The organism is Streptomyces sp. TLI_105 (assembly GCF_900105415.1).
Classification (GTDB): domain Bacteria; phylum Actinomycetota; class Actinomycetes; order Streptomycetales; family Streptomycetaceae; genus Streptomyces.
Window position 1 is genome coordinate 6104233 of the sequence record NZ_FNSM01000001.1, and the last position, 16099, is coordinate 6120331.

Annotated in this window: 10 protein-coding genes; 3 read left to right on the forward strand and 7 right to left on the reverse strand. The window is 73.5% G+C overall.

Annotated features, from left to right (window positions below; genetic code table 11):
- Positions 1–41: 41 nt before the first annotated feature.
- The 7 genes from BLW86_RS27920 to BLW86_RS27950 form a co-directional block, all read right to left on the reverse strand.
- Complete coding sequence (locus BLW86_RS27920; protein ID WP_093876591.1) at positions 42–917, reverse strand: HpcH/HpaI aldolase/citrate lyase family protein; 876 nt, start codon at positions 915–917, stop codon at positions 42–44.
- Complete coding sequence (locus tag BLW86_RS27925; protein ID WP_093876592.1) at positions 914–2152, reverse strand: CaiB/BaiF CoA transferase family protein; 1239 nt, start codon at positions 2150–2152, stop codon at positions 914–916. Before BLW86_RS27925 ends, BLW86_RS27920 begins: the two co-directional genes overlap by 4 nt.
- On the reverse strand, positions 2149–3069 hold the full coding sequence (rbsK, locus tag BLW86_RS27930) for a ribokinase (RefSeq protein WP_093876593.1): 921 nt from the start codon (positions 3067–3069) through the stop codon (positions 2149–2151). Before rbsK ends, BLW86_RS27925 begins: the two co-directional genes overlap by 4 nt.
- Positions 3066–4739, reverse strand: a complete 1674-nt coding sequence (locus BLW86_RS27935; RefSeq protein WP_093876594.1) for an ADP-ribosylglycohydrolase family protein — start codon at positions 4737–4739, stop codon at positions 3066–3068. Before BLW86_RS27935 ends, rbsK begins: the two co-directional genes overlap by 4 nt.
- Positions 4736–5887: an ADP-ribosylglycohydrolase family protein gene (locus BLW86_RS27940; RefSeq protein WP_093876595.1), complete on the reverse strand. Its 1152-nt coding sequence runs from the start codon at positions 5885–5887 to the stop codon at positions 4736–4738. Before BLW86_RS27940 ends, BLW86_RS27935 begins: the two co-directional genes overlap by 4 nt.
- Entirely contained in the window at positions 5868–7196 is a 1329-nt protein-coding gene (locus tag BLW86_RS27945) for an ADP-ribosylglycohydrolase family protein (protein ID WP_256341451.1), read from the reverse strand. The genes BLW86_RS27940 and BLW86_RS27945 overlap by 20 nt, the downstream gene beginning before the upstream one ends.
- A 272-nt stretch (positions 7197–7468) precedes the next feature.
- Positions 7469–8464: an ADP-ribosylglycohydrolase family protein gene (locus BLW86_RS27950; RefSeq protein WP_093876596.1), complete on the reverse strand. Its 996-nt coding sequence runs from the start codon at positions 8462–8464 to the stop codon at positions 7469–7471.
- A gap of 252 nt (positions 8465–8716) precedes the next feature.
- Between BLW86_RS27950 and BLW86_RS27955 the strand changes: the two genes are divergently transcribed.
- The 3 genes from BLW86_RS27955 (at position 8717) to BLW86_RS27965 (ending at position 15978) form a co-directional block, all read left to right on the forward strand.
- Positions 8717–9445, forward strand: a complete 729-nt coding sequence (locus BLW86_RS27955) for a VIT1/CCC1 transporter family protein (protein ID WP_093876597.1) — start codon at positions 8717–8719, stop codon at positions 9443–9445.
- 520 nt (positions 9446–9965) lie between these two features.
- Positions 9966–14525 (forward strand): glutamate synthase large subunit, encoded by a 4560-nt coding sequence (gene gltB / locus BLW86_RS27960; RefSeq protein ID WP_093876598.1) that lies wholly within the window; start codon positions 9966–9968, stop codon positions 14523–14525.
- Positions 14518–15978, forward strand: coding sequence for a glutamate synthase subunit beta (locus BLW86_RS27965; protein ID WP_093876599.1), 1461 nt, complete (start codon positions 14518–14520; stop codon positions 15976–15978). The genes gltB and BLW86_RS27965 overlap by 8 nt, the downstream gene beginning before the upstream one ends.
- Positions 15979–16099 lie beyond the last annotated feature (121 nt).

The following is a 16099-nucleotide window of genomic DNA, read 5'->3' on the forward strand; positions in this document are numbered from 1 at the left end:
CCGAGAGGTCCCGGCGGCCCTTTCGCATGCGGGGGTACGGGTCAGCCGGCGCGGGCCGCGAGGGAGAGGACCCGGTGGGCGCCCTCCACCACCGCCGCGTCGACGAAGCGGCCGTTCGGGAGGGCGAGGGCGCCCTGCCCGGTCGCGGCCGCCTCGACGACCTCACGGGCCGCGTCCACCTCCTCAGGGGTGGGGAAGTAGGCGCGTTCGATGACCGGGAGCTGACGGGGGTGGATGGCCGCCCGGCCGAAGAAGCCCATGGCCCGGCCCCGGGCGCAGCCGGCCGCCAGCGCTTCCAGGTCGCGGACGTCCGGGTGGACGGACTGGGCCGGCGGGGGGAGGGCGGCCGCGCGGGCCGCGACCACCACGCGTCCGCGCGGCCAGTCGAGGCCGCCGTCCTCCCGCACCCCCAGGTCGGCGCGGAGGTCGGCCTCGCCGAGGGCGATGCCGCGGACGGAGGGATGGGCGGTGGCGATGGCGTAGGCGTGCTCCACGGCGAGGGCGTTCTCCAGGAGCGGATAGAGGGGCAGGCCCGGGGCGAGGCGGGCGATCCGGTGGATGTCAGTGGCGTGTGTCACCTTGGGTACACGGAGACCGCAGAGGCCGGGGAGGGGGGCCAGGGTGGGGATGTCGCGCGGGGTGTGGACGCGGACGTGGACCGGGACGGGGTGGACGTCCGCGAGGAGATCGGCCGTGGCGTCGAGGGCGTACGCCTTGCGCTGCGGGGCGACCGCGTCCTCCAGATCGACGATCACGACGTCGGCGCCGGAGGACAGGGCCTTGCGGACGACCTCGGGGCGGTCGCCGGGGGCGTACAGCCAGGTGAGGGGGGCGAGGGGGCGTGCCGGGGAGGGCGCGTCGGCGGGTTCGCCGGCACGCGTCCGTTCGTCCTCCGCGGGGCCGCTGAGGGGGCTCATACCGCTCCTTGCTCGCGGAGGGCGTCGATCTCGGCGGGGGTGAGGCCGAGTTCGGAGAGGACGGCACCGGTGTCGGCGCCGTGCGGCCGGCCGGCCCAGCGGATGGCGCCGGGGGTCTCGGAGAGGCGGAAGAGGACGTTCTGCATCTTGATCGGGCCGAGTTCGGGGTCCTGCACCTCGGTCACGGTGCGGAGCGCCTGGTACTGGGGATCGTCCACGACGTCCCGGACGTCGTAGACGGGGGCGATGGCCGCCTCCGCCTTCTCGAAGGCCGCCATCGCCTCGTCGCGGGTGCGGCGGGCGATCCACGAGCCGACCGCCTCGTCGAGGACGTCCGCGTGCTCGGCCCGGCCCGTGCCGTCGGCGAACCACGGCTCGTCGATCAGTTCCGGACGGCCGACGAGCCGCAGCACCCGCTCGGCGATCGACTGGGCGGAGGTGGAGACGGCGACCCAGGAGCCGTCGGCGGTCCGATAGGTGTTGCGCGGGGCGTTGTTGCGGGAGCGGTTGCCGGTCCGGGGCTGGACGTAACCGAGCTGGTCGTACCAGAGGGGGTGGGGTCCGATGACGGAGAGCATCGGTTCGATGATCGCCATGTCGACGACCTGGCCGCGTCCGGTCGTCGTCCTGGCGGTGAGCGCGGTCATCACCGCGTACGCCGTGGCGAGGGCGGCGATCGAGTCGGCGAGGCCGAAGGGCGGCAGCGTCGGCGGGCCGTCCGGCTCGCCGGTGATGGCGGCGAAACCGCTCATCGCCTCGGCGAGGGTGCCGAAGCCGGGACGGTGGGCGTACGGCCCGAACTGGCCGAAGCCGGTGACCCGGGCCAGGACCAGACGCGGATTGACGGTGGACAGCTCCTCCCAGCCCAGACCCCAGCGCTCCAGGGTGCCCGGCCGGAAGTTCTCCACGATCACGTCCGCGTCCGTGGCGAGGGCGAGGAGGGTGTCGCGGCCGCCCGGCGAGGACAGATCGAGGGTGATGGCCCGCTTGTTGCGGCCGAGGACCTTCCACCACAGGCCGATGCCGTCCTTGGCGGGGCCGTGGCCGCGGGACGGATCCGGCTTGCGGGGATGCTCGACCTTGACGACGTCGGCGCCGAAGTCGCCCAGCATCATGGCCGCGAGGGGGCCGGCGAAGAGGGTCGCGAGATCCAGGACGCGCAGTCCGTGCAGGGGCGCCGTGGGGTTCTCGGGGGTTGTGGGGTCCGGCGGGGTGGCCGGGGCGTGGACGGTCATACGGCGTCGGCCTCCAGGATGCCGGGGGAGCGGAAGGCGTCCTCGATCTCGACGCGGTACGGCATCGAGGTCGACGCGCCCTCGCGCCGGACGGAGAGCGCGGCGGCCGTCTGCGCCCAGGCCAGGGCCTCCGGGGCGGGACGGCCCTCGCCGAGGGCCACCGCGAGGGCGCCGACGAAGGTGTCGCCCGCTCCCGTGGTGTCCACGGCCCGGACCCGGGGCGCGGGCACGGCGACCGGCTCGGCGCCGCGCACCGCGTACAGGCTGCCGGCCGCGCCCAGCGTGACGACCACCTCGGGAACGTCCCGCAGCAGGGCCTGGGCGGCCTCGCGGGGGTCGGTGAGCCCGGTGAGCGCGGCGGCCTCGTGCTCGTTCGGCACCAACAGGTCGGTGGCGGCGAGGAGTTCCGGCGGAAGCGGCTGTGCGGGAGCGGGGGTGAGGACGGTGCGGACGCCGAGCCGACGGGCGGTGACGGCGCCCTCGACGACGACGGAGAGGGGGAGTTCGAGCTGGAGGAGCAGGGCGTCGGCGGTGCCGATGAGGGCCTCGTCGCCGTGGGTGAGGGAGGTGACGGTGCCGTTGGCGCCGGGGACGACGACGATCGCGTTGCCGCCCTCGTCGTCGACGACGACATGAGCGGTGCCGGAGGGGCCCTCGGCGGTGCGCAGGAGGTCGGTGTCCACCGCGCAGTGCTCCAGGGCGGAGCGGAGCCGTGGCCCGAAGTCGTCCGCGCCGACCGCGCCGATCATCGCCACCTCGGCGCCCGCGCGGGCGGCGGCGACGGCCTGGTTGGCACCCTTGCCGCCGGGGATCGTACGGAAGGAGCGGCCGGTGACCGTCTCACCGAGGGCGGGGGTCCGCGGCACGTAGACGACGAGATCCATGTTCGTGCTGCCGAGCACGACGATGCTGGTCATGGGCGTACTGCCTCCAGGTGTGTCAGTTCGGCCAGGGTGTCGAAACCGATGCCGTCGAAGGACGGCACCGAGGTCGCGAGCCGGTTCTTGAGAGGGGAGGTCCAGCGCTCCGGCAGCCGGTCCGGATGCCCGGCGAGCAGCCCGGCGAGCGAGCCGGCGGTGGCGCCGTTGGAGTCGGTGTCCCAACCGCCCGAGACCGCCGCGCAGACGGAGCGGGAGAAGTCGCCGTCGGCGTGGGTGAGGGCGGCGGCGAGCAGCGCGGAGTTGGGGACGGCATGCACCCAGTGGTACCCGCCGAGTTCGGCGTGCAGCCGGTCGACGACGGTGTCGAACTCGTCGGCGCGCGGGTGGGCGCGGGCGGTCTCGATGCCGAGGCGGACCGCCCCGGCGAGGCGCGAGCGCGGCGGGATCACCCCGAGGCCGGCGGCGAGCGCCTGGTGGACGTCGGCGGTGCCGGTCGCCGCGGTGGCGAGGGCGGCGGCGACGAACATGGCCCCGTAGACGCCGTTCGCGGTGTGCGTGAGCACCGCGTCCCGGTGCGCCTGCGCGGCGGCGGCCGCCGGGTCGCCCGGGTGGGTCCAGCCGTGGACGTCGGCCCGGATCTGGGCTCCGATCCACTCGCGGAAGGGGTTGCGGCGGACGGCGGTCAGCGGAGGCTCCACGCCGTCCAGGAGGTTGCGGTAGGCGACGCGCTCGGCCGTGAAGGTGCGGCCGGCGGGGAGCTCGTCGAGCCAGAGGCGGGCGACGTCGGCGGTGGTGAAGTCGCGGCCGTACCGCTGGAGGAGCAGCAGATTGAGGAGGGGGTAGTTGAGGTCGTCGTCCTCGGGCATGCCGTCGATGTTCTCGGCGAGGGAGGTGGCGGCGGAGCGGCGGTTCCAGGGATGCGCGGCGAGCAGCTCCGCAGGGACGCCGCGGGCGGTGAACCAGGTGGTGAGCGGCCAGTTGCCGGCGGCGCGGGCGAGGGCGCGGATGGCGGGGAGGGGGAGCTTCTCGACGGGCTTGCCGAGGAGACAGCCGACGGCGCGGCCGAGCCAGGCGGCGTGGAGACGGTTGCGGAGGGGGGTGCTCCCCGGCTTGGGCCTCGCGAGTCGGCCCGCTGCCCGGCCGGGTTGTGGGCCCGCGCCCTCGCCCTCGCCCTCGCCGGGCCGGCTTGTGGGCAGGCGTTCCGCGGGGCGAGGGGGGTCCCCCCTGTTCGAGCGAAGCCGAGAGCTTGGGGGAGGGTGGGCACCACCCCACGACGGCGCCGCACGTACGGGTGCGGGTTCGGGCGCGGAAGCCTGGGCGCGGCAAGGGGCGCCGTCCCGTGTGCCCACCCCTCCTGCCCCGGCGGGACGATTGCCCACACGGGGGTGGGCACCGGCCGCCCCCGCGCGGGCCGAGATCGGCGCGGGCGCGGGGACCGCCGACGCCTGGATCTCGGGGAGGGTGGTGGGCTCCTCGGTCGAGAGGGGGGAGGGGAGGGTCGCCAGGGTGTCCAGGAGGTCTTCGGCCAGAGGGCGGAGGTCCGGGCGGGGGACCGGGGACGCCCCGGCCGTCTCCGGGGCGGGTGGGCCGCCCGCTGCCTTCCAGCGGGCCGCGAGGCCGCTCGCGTCGCGGCCGTCCTCCGCCGCCTGGCGGAGCTCGTGGCCCACCAGGTCCTCCGGCTGGACCCAGGTCAGGCGGAGGGTCACCGGTCCCCGCTCGTCAGCGTCGCGAAGGCCGATTCATGGGCTCGGCGCGCTTCCGTGTCCCGGGCGAAGATCTCCCGGGCCACTTGGGACAGTGCCCTCGCCGGGGCGTGCAGGTCCAGGCGGCTCGCCTCCGCCACCTGTTTCGCCCACTCGGAGGGGACGGCCGGCTCGCCGTGCAGCGCGCCCACGAGCGCGCCCGCCATCGTGGCGATCGAGTCGCAGTCGCGGCCGTAGTTGACCGCGCCCAGGACCGTACGCCGGAAGTCGCCCTCGCCGACGAGCAGCATGCCGAGGGCGATGGGGAGTTCCTCGATCGCGTGGAGGCGGGAGGGGCGGCGGGCGCCCAGGGACGGCGCGCGGTAGTCGGGGCCGACCGTGTCGAAGGGAGCCACAGCCTTGCGGAGGGGGGTGAGGGCGGATTCGAAGTCCGTGTGGGCGGAGGCGACTTCGGCGACCGCCTCGATCGCCGCGCGCGTTCCGTCCTTCGCCAGGGCCAGGGCCGTCTCGACCACGGACGCCGGCGTGGCGTCCGGTGCGCAGGCCGCCGCGACCGCCGCCGCGAAGACACCCGCCGCCTCCCGGCCGTAGGAGGACTGGTGCGCGCCCGTCAGGTCGATCGCCTCGGCGTAGGCGGCCGCCGGGTGGGCGGCGTTGACCAGGCCGACGGGCGCCATGTACATCGCCGCCCCGCAGTTGACGACGTTGCCGTTGCCGGCCTCGCGCGGGTCGACGTGGCCGTAGTGGAGCCGGGTCACGATCCACTTCTCGGCGAGGAAGATCCGCTGGAGGGGCAGCGCCTCGGCCTCCAGTTCCGGGATCCAGACGGGGGAGCCCATGAGTTCGGGGACGAGGTGGTCCGCGACCGCGTACGCGTCGAGGTGGCCGCGGACCTTCTCGTACACCCGGATCAGCGCGTGGGTCATCAAGGTGTCGTCGGTGACGTGCCCGTCGCCCTTGTGGTACGGCGCGATGGGGCGGGCGGTGCGCCAGTCGTCGCCGTTCCAGGGGCCGACGATCCCGGTGACGCGGCCGCCGTGGCGTTCCAGGATCTGCTCGGGGGTGTAGCCCTCGACGGGGCCGCCGAGCGCGTCGCCGACGGCGGCCCCGAGGAGGCTGCCGGTGATCCGGTCATCCAGTGTGGGTGTCATGTCGGAATTGTCCACCTGGGGTGGCCGGTTCCGTGGCTCCGAGCAACCCGGCGAGTTCCACCAGGTCCGTACCCGCGAGCCGGGGCAGCGCGCAGCCCGCGAGCGTCCTGCACGCCTCGCGCCAGCTCACCGGGACCGAACGGCCGCCGCCCAGCGCGCCGGTGAGCGCGCCCGCGAGCGCCGGGGCCGAGTCGGCGACCCGGGAGAGGCAGGCGGCGGCCGGTACCGCCGCCGTCATCTCGCCCCGGGCGGCGGTGGCGAGGGCCAGGGCGACCGGGACGGTCTCGGCGGCGGCGATGCCGTAGCTGTAGACGTGGTCCACGATCTGGTGCTCCAGGAGCGGGACGAGCTCGAAGGCCGAATCGGCGGCCTGGGCCAGCTTCACGGCGTGACGGGCGTTGCGGCCGATCTCGGTGGCGGGAGGGAGTTCGGCGAGCGCCGCCGCGACGGCCTCGTCGACCGCCGCCCCGCCGAGGGCCGCGGCGACGGCCGCCGCCGTCGCCCGGGCGCCGTGGACGCCGTCGCCGTCCTGCGTGTACCGGGCGTCGAACTCGGCGAGTTCGGCGGCGGCGTGGGGATCGCCCGGGTGGACCAGGGCCAGGACGGCGGCCCGGACGCAGGCCGCGTCGTCGAAGTAGTGCGGGTTGTCGTGGCCCGTGGCGGGCGGGCGCAGGCCGGTGGCGAGGTTGCCGAGGCCCGCGCGCACCGAGATCCGGGCGCGGAGGGGGAGCACGGCCGACTCGACCTCGGGGGCGCGGTCGGCCGCGGCGGCGACCTGTCCGGCGAGGGCGTTCCAGGCGAGGTCGACGGCGGCGCGGAGCCGGCGGTCCTGGGGGAGGCCGGCGAAGACCGGGCCGGAGGCGGCGAGGACGGCCTCGGCGGTGAAGACCGCCCACTCGGCGTCGTCGGAGGGGCCGAGACGGAGGGGTTCGGGGGGCTGGTTGAGGGCGATGGGGACGGGGAGGGTGGTCGTGGCGTTCTGCTCGGCGAAGGTGTCGAGTTCGCGGGTGAGGCGGCGGGTCCATTCGGGCATGCGGGCGGCGCGGTGCCTCGCGGCGGGCCAGCCGGCGGCGTCGCCTGCGGCGATGCCGAGGAGCAGGCCCTCGACCGCGTCGCGGCCGGGGCGGGGCTCGCTCTGCGCGCCCGGCACCGGGGCCTCGTGGGCGCCGCCACCCCAGGAGCCGGTGCCGCGCACCGGGGCGGTGCCGTGGTCGGGGGCGGGGGCCTGGAGCGTACCGACCGCCGAGGTGCCGCCCGGCACCGGTGCAGGGTCCCGCAGGGCATCGGCCGCCGGGACGGTGCCCGGCATCGGGGGCTGTGCCCACCCTCCCCCAAGCTCTCGGCTTCGCTCGAGCAGGGGGGACCCCCCTCGCCCTGCGGGACGATCGCCCACAGCGGGGGTGGCAGTCGGAGCGCCCACAGCTGGTGTGGCGCCCGCAGTGCCCACAGCCGGTGCGGCACCCGCAGTGCCCACAGCCGGTGCGGCACCCGTAGCGCCCACAGCCGGTGCGGCACCCGTAGCGTCCGCAGCTGGTGCGGCGCCCGTAGTCGTCGGGGCCGGCGTCGTCGGGTCCGGGTTCATCAGGTCTCGTCCTCCGGGGTGAGGAGGTCCGCGACGTCCAGGACGTGGTAGCCGCGCATGGAGGGGAGACAGCTGCCGCTGACCGGGGCGATGGCCGCGGCCCAGTCGGGCGGGATCGCGCCCGTGCCGCCCGCCGCGCCGGCCAGCGCGCCCGCCACCGCCGCCGTCGTGTCGGCGTCGCGGCCCATGTTGACGGCGGTGAGGACGGCCGTGCGGAAGTCGCCCCGGGCCGCCGCGAACGCGCCGAACGCCAGGCCCACCGCCTCCGGGGCCAGGTCCGTCCAGGGGTAGCCGCCGATGACGACGGCCGAGCGGACCTGGCGTTCGCGGGTGAGCGGGTCCGGTTGGACGCGCTGTGCCGCGACGACCGCGCGGCGCAGCGAGCGGGCCGTCCAGGAGTCCATCGGGACGACCGACAGGGCCGCCGCGATCACCGACGTGACGGTGGCTCCCGTCATCGCCGCCGCCACACCCGCCGCCACCGCCTGGCCGCCGTAGATGCCCTCACCGTCGTGGCTGACGCTGCCGTCGATCGCGACCAGCCGGGCCGCCTCCGCCGGGCGGCCCGCCGCGAACACCCCGAAGGGCGCCGCGCGCATCGCGAGGCCGTCGCTCCACGCGTGGCGGTGCTGGGCGGAGATGGGGGCCGCCAGGCCCCGGCGGAGGTTCTCCAGGGTGCCGCGCTCGGAGAAGCCCGCGCCGCGGAAGGGGCCTTCGTCGAGGTCGGCGATCCAGTGGTGCCAGGCCCGTTCGACGTGGTGGACGGTGAGGGCGGAGCCGTGCCGGGCGAGGAGCAGGCCGGAGAAGATGGCGTACTCCGTGTCGTCGGTGCCCGCCGGGCTGTCCGTCACGAAGCCTTCGATGCGGCCCCAGCGGCGGCGGATCTCGGAGGGCCGCATGTTCTCCGCGGGCGCGCCGAGCGCGTCGCCGACGGCGAGGCCGAGGAGTGCTCCTCTCGCCCGTTCACGCGTGTCGCAGGCCGTGCTGGTCACCATCTCGCGCCCCTTCCTCGACGGGGGCGCCGACACCGGCGCCCCGATGCCTGGATCTGTGCCACCACGGGCCGCGAACTCGCCGAAGAAACGTCTCTGTCACCCGGCTGACATCCCGCCAGGTTGGGTTGCCCTCACTGAGGCGGGCCTTAGTAAGTACGGCCTGCCTTGCTGGCGCGCCCCTTACAGCGGGCGTATTTTCGACGTGTTGGGGGCGGCGGGTGCATCCCGGCCCGCCGGAACGAGGGGAGAGCCATGTCCATCATCGAAGCTCAGGCGCCACTGCACGAGGCCCACCGCGACAACCACACGCACCGCGACGTGAACGGCGGCTGGCTGCGCCCGGCGGTGTTCGGCGCGATGGACGGACTCGTCTCCAACCTCGCCCTGATGACCGGTGTCGCCGGCGGCGCGGTCTCCTCGGGGACCGTCGTCATCACCGGCCTCGCGGGCCTCGCGGCCGGCGCCTTCTCCATGGCGGCCGGCGAGTACACCTCCGTCGCCTCGCAGCGCGAGCTCGTCCAGGCGGAACTGGACGTCGAGCGCCGACAGTTGCGCAAGCACCCGGTCGACGAGATGGAGGAGCTCGCCGCGCTCTACGTCTCCCGCGGCGTCGAGCCCGCGCTCGCCCGCGAGGTCGCGATGCAGCTGTCGAAGGACCCCGAGCAGGCGCTGGAGATCCACGCCCGCGAGGAGCTCGGCATCGACCCGGACGACCTGCCGTCGCCGATGGTCGCCGCCGTCTCGTCCTTCGGCTCCTTCGCGCTCGGCGCGCTCCTCCCCGTCCTGCCGTATCTGCTCGGGGCGACCGTGCTCTGGCCGGCCGTGCTGCTCGCGCTCCTCGGGCTCTTCGCCTGCGGCGCCCTGGTGGCCCGGGTGACCGCCCGCGGCTGGCTCTTCAGCGGTATGCGTCAGCTCGTCCTGGGCGGGGCCGCCGCGGCCGTCACGTACGGGCTCGGCATGCTCTTCGGGGCCGCGTTGTAGCCCCGCGGGAGGTGAGGGCGAATCCGTGCCCGGCGGGTGCGGATTTCGTATCCCGGAAGAAGACCGAGAGGCCCCTCAAAGGGGCCTCTCGGTCTTTTCGTGACACCCTTTCGGTACATAGGCCCTGAAACGGCTGTGACGTATATCCCTGGTCCGATCCGCCGACGCGATGAGACACTATGCAGGACGCCACATATGTAGCCGGTTACTCGGCGGTTTCGAACCCGTGACCAACGGGAAAGAGGCCTGAGCGTCATCGGGCAACGAAGCCCACTCAGCGACGGGTCGCCGGGGTCCCGAAGAACCTCCGGACCTCCGATCCGTCCCCCGCGGGGCAGTCCCTGTCGCCGCACCCCACAGGTGAACCCACACCATCGCTGCGTATCGGTGATGTCCGCATGTTGGAATGAGCTATCCACTTCGCGAGAAGCCAGCCATCATGTAACCTGCACGAAATTTCGCGGAGGGCCAACGTCGTCCCTCGGCAGCTCCATATGCCACGACGACGACGGGAGAGCCGATGCGTTCCGACGCCTGGTCGCCCATGGACGGTCGCCCCGCTGCTCAGGGGATGTACGACCCCCGTAACGAACACGACGCCTGCGGTGTCGGGTTCGTGGCCACCCTCACCGGTGTAGCCAGCCACGCGCTGGTCGAGCAGGCGCTGACCGTACTGCGCAACCTCGAGCACCGCGGCGCCACCGGCTCCGAGCCCGACTCCGGCGACGGCGCCGGCATCCTGCTCCAGGTCCCGGACGCCTTCCTCCGCGAGGTCGCCGGATTCGAGCTCCCCGAGGCCGGCGCGTACGCCGTCGGCATCGCCTTCCTCCCCGAGGACGGCACCGACGAGGCCGCCGCCAAGATCGAGGCCATCGCCGCCGAAGAGGGCCTGAACGTCCTCGGCTGGCGCGAGGTCCCCGTCGCCCCCGAGCTGCTCGGCGCCTCCGCCCGCGCCACCATGCCGATCTTCCGCCAGCTCTTCGTGGCCGACGGCGAGGCCACCGGCATCGCGCTCGACCGCAAGGCCTTCGTCCTGCGCAAGCGCGCCGAGCGCGAGGTCGCGACGTACTTCCCGTCGCTCTCCGCCCGCACCATCGTCTACAAGGGCATGCTGACCACCGGCCAGCTGGAGCCCTTCTTCCCGGACCTGTCGGACCGCCGCTGCGCCACCGCCGTGGCCCTGGTCCACTCCCGGTTCTCCACCAACACCTTCCCGAGCTGGCCGCTGGCCCACCCGTACCGCTTCGTCGCCCACAACGGTGAGATCAACACCGTCAAGGGCAACCGGAACTGGATGACCGCCCGCGAGGCGCAGCTCGACTCCACCGTCTTCGGCGAGGGCGCCCTGGACCGGATCTTCCCGATCTGCACCCCGGACGCCTCCGACTCGGCCTCCTTCGACGAGGTCCTGGAGCTCCTCCACCTCGGCGGCCGCTCCCTGCCGCACGCGGTCCTGATGATGGTCCCGGAGGCGTGGGAGAACCACGAGACCATGGACCCGGACCGCCGCGCCTTCTACCAGTACCACTCCACGCTGATGGAGCCCTGGGACGGCCCCGCCTGCGTCACCTTCACCGACGGCGTCCAGGTCGGCGCGGTCCTCGACCGCAACGGTCTGCGCCCCGGCCGCTACTGGGTCACCGACGAGGGCCTCGTCGTCCTCTCCTCCGAGGTCGGCGTCCTCGACATCGACCCCGCCAAGGTCGTCCGCAAGGGCCGTCTCCAGCCCGGCAAGATGTTCCTCGTCGACACCGCCGAGCACCGCATCGTCGAGGACGACGAGATCAAGGCCGCCCTCGCCGCCGAGCACCCCTACGCGGAGTGGCTGGAGACCGGCGAGATCGAGCTCTCCGACCTCCCCGAGCGCGAGCACATCGTGCACACCCACGCCTCGGTCACCCGCCGCCAGCAGACCTTCGGCTACACCGAGGAAGAGCTCCGCGTCATCCTCGCGCCGATGGCCCGCACGGGCGGCGAGCCGCTCGGCTCCATGGGCACGGACTCGCCCATCGCGGCCCTGTCGGCCCGCCCGCGACTGCTCTTCGACTACTTCACGCAGCTCTTCGCGCAGGTCACGAACCCGCCGCTGGACGCCATCCGCGAAGAGCTGGTGACGAGCCTGCGCTCCTCGCTCGGCCCCGGCAGCAACCTGCTCGAGCCCACCGCCTCCTCGTGTCGCAGCGTCACCCTGCCCTTCCCGGTGATCGACAACGACGAGCTGGCCAAGCTCATCCACATCAACCACGACGGCGACATGCCCGGCATGAAGGCCGTCACCCTCTCCGGCCTCTACCGGGTCTCCGGCGGCGGCGAGGCCCTCGCCACCCGCATCGAGGCCATCTGCGCCGAGGCCGACGCGGCGATCGAGGGCGGCGCCCGCCTGATCGTCCTCTCCGACCGGCACTCCGACGCCGAGCACGCGCCGATCCCGTCGCTGCTGCTCACCGCCGCCGTCCACCACCACCTCATCGGCACCAAGCAGCGCACCAAGGTGGGTCTGCTCGTCGAGGCCGGTGACGTCCGCGAGGTCCACCACGTCGCCCTGCTCATCGGCTACGGCGCCGCGGCGGTCAACCCGTACCTCGCCATGGAGTCCGTCGAGGACCTGGTCCGCGCCGGCACCTTCATCGAGGGCCTGGAGCCCGAGCAGGCCATCCGGAACCTGATCTACGCCCTCGGCAAGGGCGTCCTCAAGGTCATGTCCAAGATGGGCATCTCCACCGTCGCCTCCTACCGCGGCGCCCAGGTCTTCGAGGCCGTCGGCCTCGACGAGACCTTCGTCGCCAGGTACTTCAACGGCACGGCCACCAAGATCGGCGGCGCCGGCCTCGACGTCGTCGCCAAGGAGGTCGCCGCCCGCCACGCCAAGGCGTACCCCGTCTCCGGCGTCCCCTCGGCGCACCGCCTCCTGGACATCGGCGGCGAGTACCAGTGGCGCCGCGAGGGCGAGCCGCACCTGTTCGACCCGGAGACCGTCTTCCGCCTGCAGCACGCCACGCGCACCAAGCGGTACGACATCTTCAAGAAGTACACGGAGCGGGTGAACGAGCAGTCCGAGCGCCTCATGACGCTCCGCGGCCTCTTCGGCTTCACCTCCGACCGCCCCTCGATCTCCATCGACGAGGTCGAGCCGGTCTCCGAGATCGTCAAGCGCTTCTCCACCGGCGCCATGTCGTACGGCTCCATCTCCCGCGAGGCGCACGAGACGCTCGCCGTCGCCATGAACCGGCTGGGCGCCAAGTCCAACACCGGCGAGGGCGGCGAGGACCCGGAGCGCCTGTACGACCCGGAGCGCCGCTCCGCGATCAAGCAGGTCGCCTCCGGCCGCTTCGGCGTCACCAGCGAGTACCTGGTCAACGCCGACGACATCCAGATCAAGATGGCCCAGGGCGCCAAGCCCGGCGAGGGCGGCCAGCTGCCCGGCCACAAGGTCTACCCGTGGGTCGCCAAGACGCGTCACTCGACGCCCGGCGTGGGCCTCATCTCGCCGCCGCCGCACCACGACATCTACTCCATCGAGGACCTGGCCCAGCTGATCCACGACCTCAAGAACGCCAACCCGGTCGCCCGCATCCACGTGAAGCTGGTCTCCGAGGTCGGCGTCGGCACGGTCGCCGCCGGTGTCTCCAAGGCCCACGCGGACGTCGTCCTCATCTCCGGCCACGACGGCGGAACGGGCGCCTCCCCGCTGACCTCGCTGAAGCACGCGGGCGGCCCCTGGGAGCTCGGCCTCGCCGAGACCCAGCAGACGCTGCTGCTCAACGGCCTGCGCGACCGGATCGTCGTCCAGACCGACGGCCAGCTGAAGACCGGCCGCGACGTCGTCATCGCCGCGCTGCTCGGCGCCGAGGAGTTCGGTTTCGCGACCGCGCCGCTCGTCGTCTCCGGCTGCGTCATGATGCGCGTCTGCCACCTCGACACCTGCCCGGTCGGCATCGCCACCCAGAACCCGGTCCTGCGCGACCGCTTCTCCGGCAAGGCCGAGTTCGTCGTCAACTTCTTCGAGTTCATCGCCGAGGAGGTCCGCGAGCTCCTCGCCGAGCTGGGCTTCCGCACCCTCGAAGAGGCCGTCGGCCACGCCGAGCTGCTCGACACCAGCCGCGCGGTCACGCACTGGAAGGCGCAGGGTCTCGACCTGGAGCCGCTCTTCTTCGTGCCCGAGCTGCCCGAGGGCGCGGTCCGCCACGCCCGGATCGAGCAGGACCACGGCCTGGAGAAGGCCCTCGACAACGAGCTGATCCAGCTCGCCGCCGAGGCCCTGAACGCGCCCTCCGCCGAGGAGGCCCAGCCGGTCCGCGCCCAGGTCGCGATCCGCAACATCAACCGCACGGTCGGCACCATGCTCGGCCACGAGGTGACGAAGAAGTTCGGCGGCGCCGGCCTCCCGGCCGACACCATCGACATCACCTTCACCGGCTCCGCCGGCCAGTCCTTCGGCGCCTTCCTGCCGGCCGGTGTCACCCTCCGCTTGGAGGGCGACGCCAACGACTACGTGGGCAAGGGCCTCTCCGGCGGCCGTGTGATCGTCCGCCCGGACCGGGGCGCCGACCACCTGGCCGAGTACTCGACCATCGCGGGCAACACCATCGGCTACGGCGCGACCGGCGGCGAGCTGTTCCTCCGCGGCCGCACCGGCGAGCGCTTCTGCGTCCGCAACTCCGGCGCCCTGGTCGTCTCGGAGGGCGTGGGCGACCACGGCTGCGAGTACATGACCGGCGGCACGGCGGTCGTCCTCGGCGAGACCGGCCGCAACTTCGCGGCCGGCATGTCGGGCGGTGTCGCCTACGTGATCGACCTCGACCGGGACAACGTCAACTCCGGGAACCTGCAGGCGATCGAGGCCCTGTCGGACACCGACAGGACGTGGCTGCACGACGTCGTGCGCCGCCACTTCGAGGAGACCGGTTCGACGGTCGCCGAGAAGCTCCTCGCCGACTGGGACGCCGCCGCGGCCCGGTTCAGCAAGATCATCCCCACCACGTACAAGGCCGTGCTCGCCGCCAAGGACGCCGCTGAGCTCGCCGGTCTCTCCGAGGCCGAGACCACCGAGAAGATGATGGAGGCTGCGTCCCATGGCTGACCCCAAGGGCTTCCTGACCACCGGGCGCGAAGTCGCCCAGACCCGACCGGTGGGCGAGCGCGTCAGGGACTGGAACGAGGTCTACGTCCCCGGCTCCCTGCTGCCGATCATCAGCAAGCAGGCCGGCCGCTGCATGGACTGCGGCATCCCGTTCTGCCACAACGGCTGCCCCCTCGGGAACCTGATCCCCGAGTGGAACGACTACGCCTACCGCGAGGACTGGTCGGCGGCGCAGGAGCGCCTGCACGCCACCAACAACTTCCCGGAGTTCACCGGCCGCCTGTGCCCGGCTCCCTGCGAGTCCGCGTGCGTGCTCGGCATCAACCAGCCGGCCGTCACCATCAAGAACGTCGAAGTCTCCATCATCGACAAGGCCTGGGACGCGAACGACGTCAAGCCGCAGGTGCCCGAGCGCCTCTCCGGCAAGACCGCCGCCGTCATCGGCTCGGGCCCGGCGGGCCTCGCCGCGGCCCAGCAGCTGACCCGGGCCGGCCACACCGTGGTCGTGTACGAGCGTGCCGACCGCATCGGCGGCCTGCTGCGCTACGGCATCCCCGAGTTCAAGATGGAGAAGCGGCACATCAACCGCCGCATCGAGCAGATGCGCGCGGAGGGCACCAAGTTCCGCACCGGCATCGAGATCGGCCGCGACCTGACGGCGACGGACCTGCGCAAGCGGTTCGACGCCGTGGTCGTCGCCGCCGGTGCCACCACCGCCCGTGACCTGCCCGTCCCGGGCCGGGAGCTGAACGGCATCCACCAGGCGATGGAGTACCTGCCGCTCGCCAACAAGGTCGTCGAGGGCGACTTCGTGGCCCCGCCGATCACCGCCGAGGGCAAGCACGTCGTCGTCATCGGCGGCGGCGACACCGGTGCGGACTGCGTCGGTACGGCGCACCGCCAGGGCGCGGCCTCGGTCACGCAGCTGGAGATCATGCCGAAGCCGGGCGGGGAGCGCAGCGCCGGCCAGCCCTGGCCGACCTTCCCCATGCTCTACAAGGTGACCTCGGCGCACGAGGAGGGCGGCGAGCGGGTCTACTCCGTCTCCACCACCCACTTCGAGGGCGACGAGGACGGCAACGTCCAGTTCCTCCACCTCGTCGAGGTCGAGTTCGTCGACGGCAAGCTGACCCAGAAGCCGGGCACGGAGCGGAAGATCCCCGCCCAGCTGGTCACGCTCGCGATGGGCTTCACCGGCACGGACGTGGAGAACGGCCTGGTCGCGCAGTTCGGCCTGGAGCTGGACGAGCGGGGCAACGTCGCCCGTGACGCGGACTTCGCCACCAACGTCGACGGCGTGTTCGTCGCCGGTGACGCCGGCCGCGGCCAGTCCCTCATCGTCTGGGCCATCGCCGAGGGCCGCTCCGCCGCCCGTGGCGTGGACCGCTACCTGACCGGCGCCAGCTCCCTGCCGGCCCCGATCCGCCCGACGGACCGTGCCCTGATGGTCTGATCCACGGATCACCCCCGAACGTCCCGTACAACGACGTGCGGAACTGAGCGCAGCACCCCCTGAATGTCCCCGACCGGACGACTTGGGGGTGCTGCGGCGCGTGTGGCGCGGGCGCGCGAAG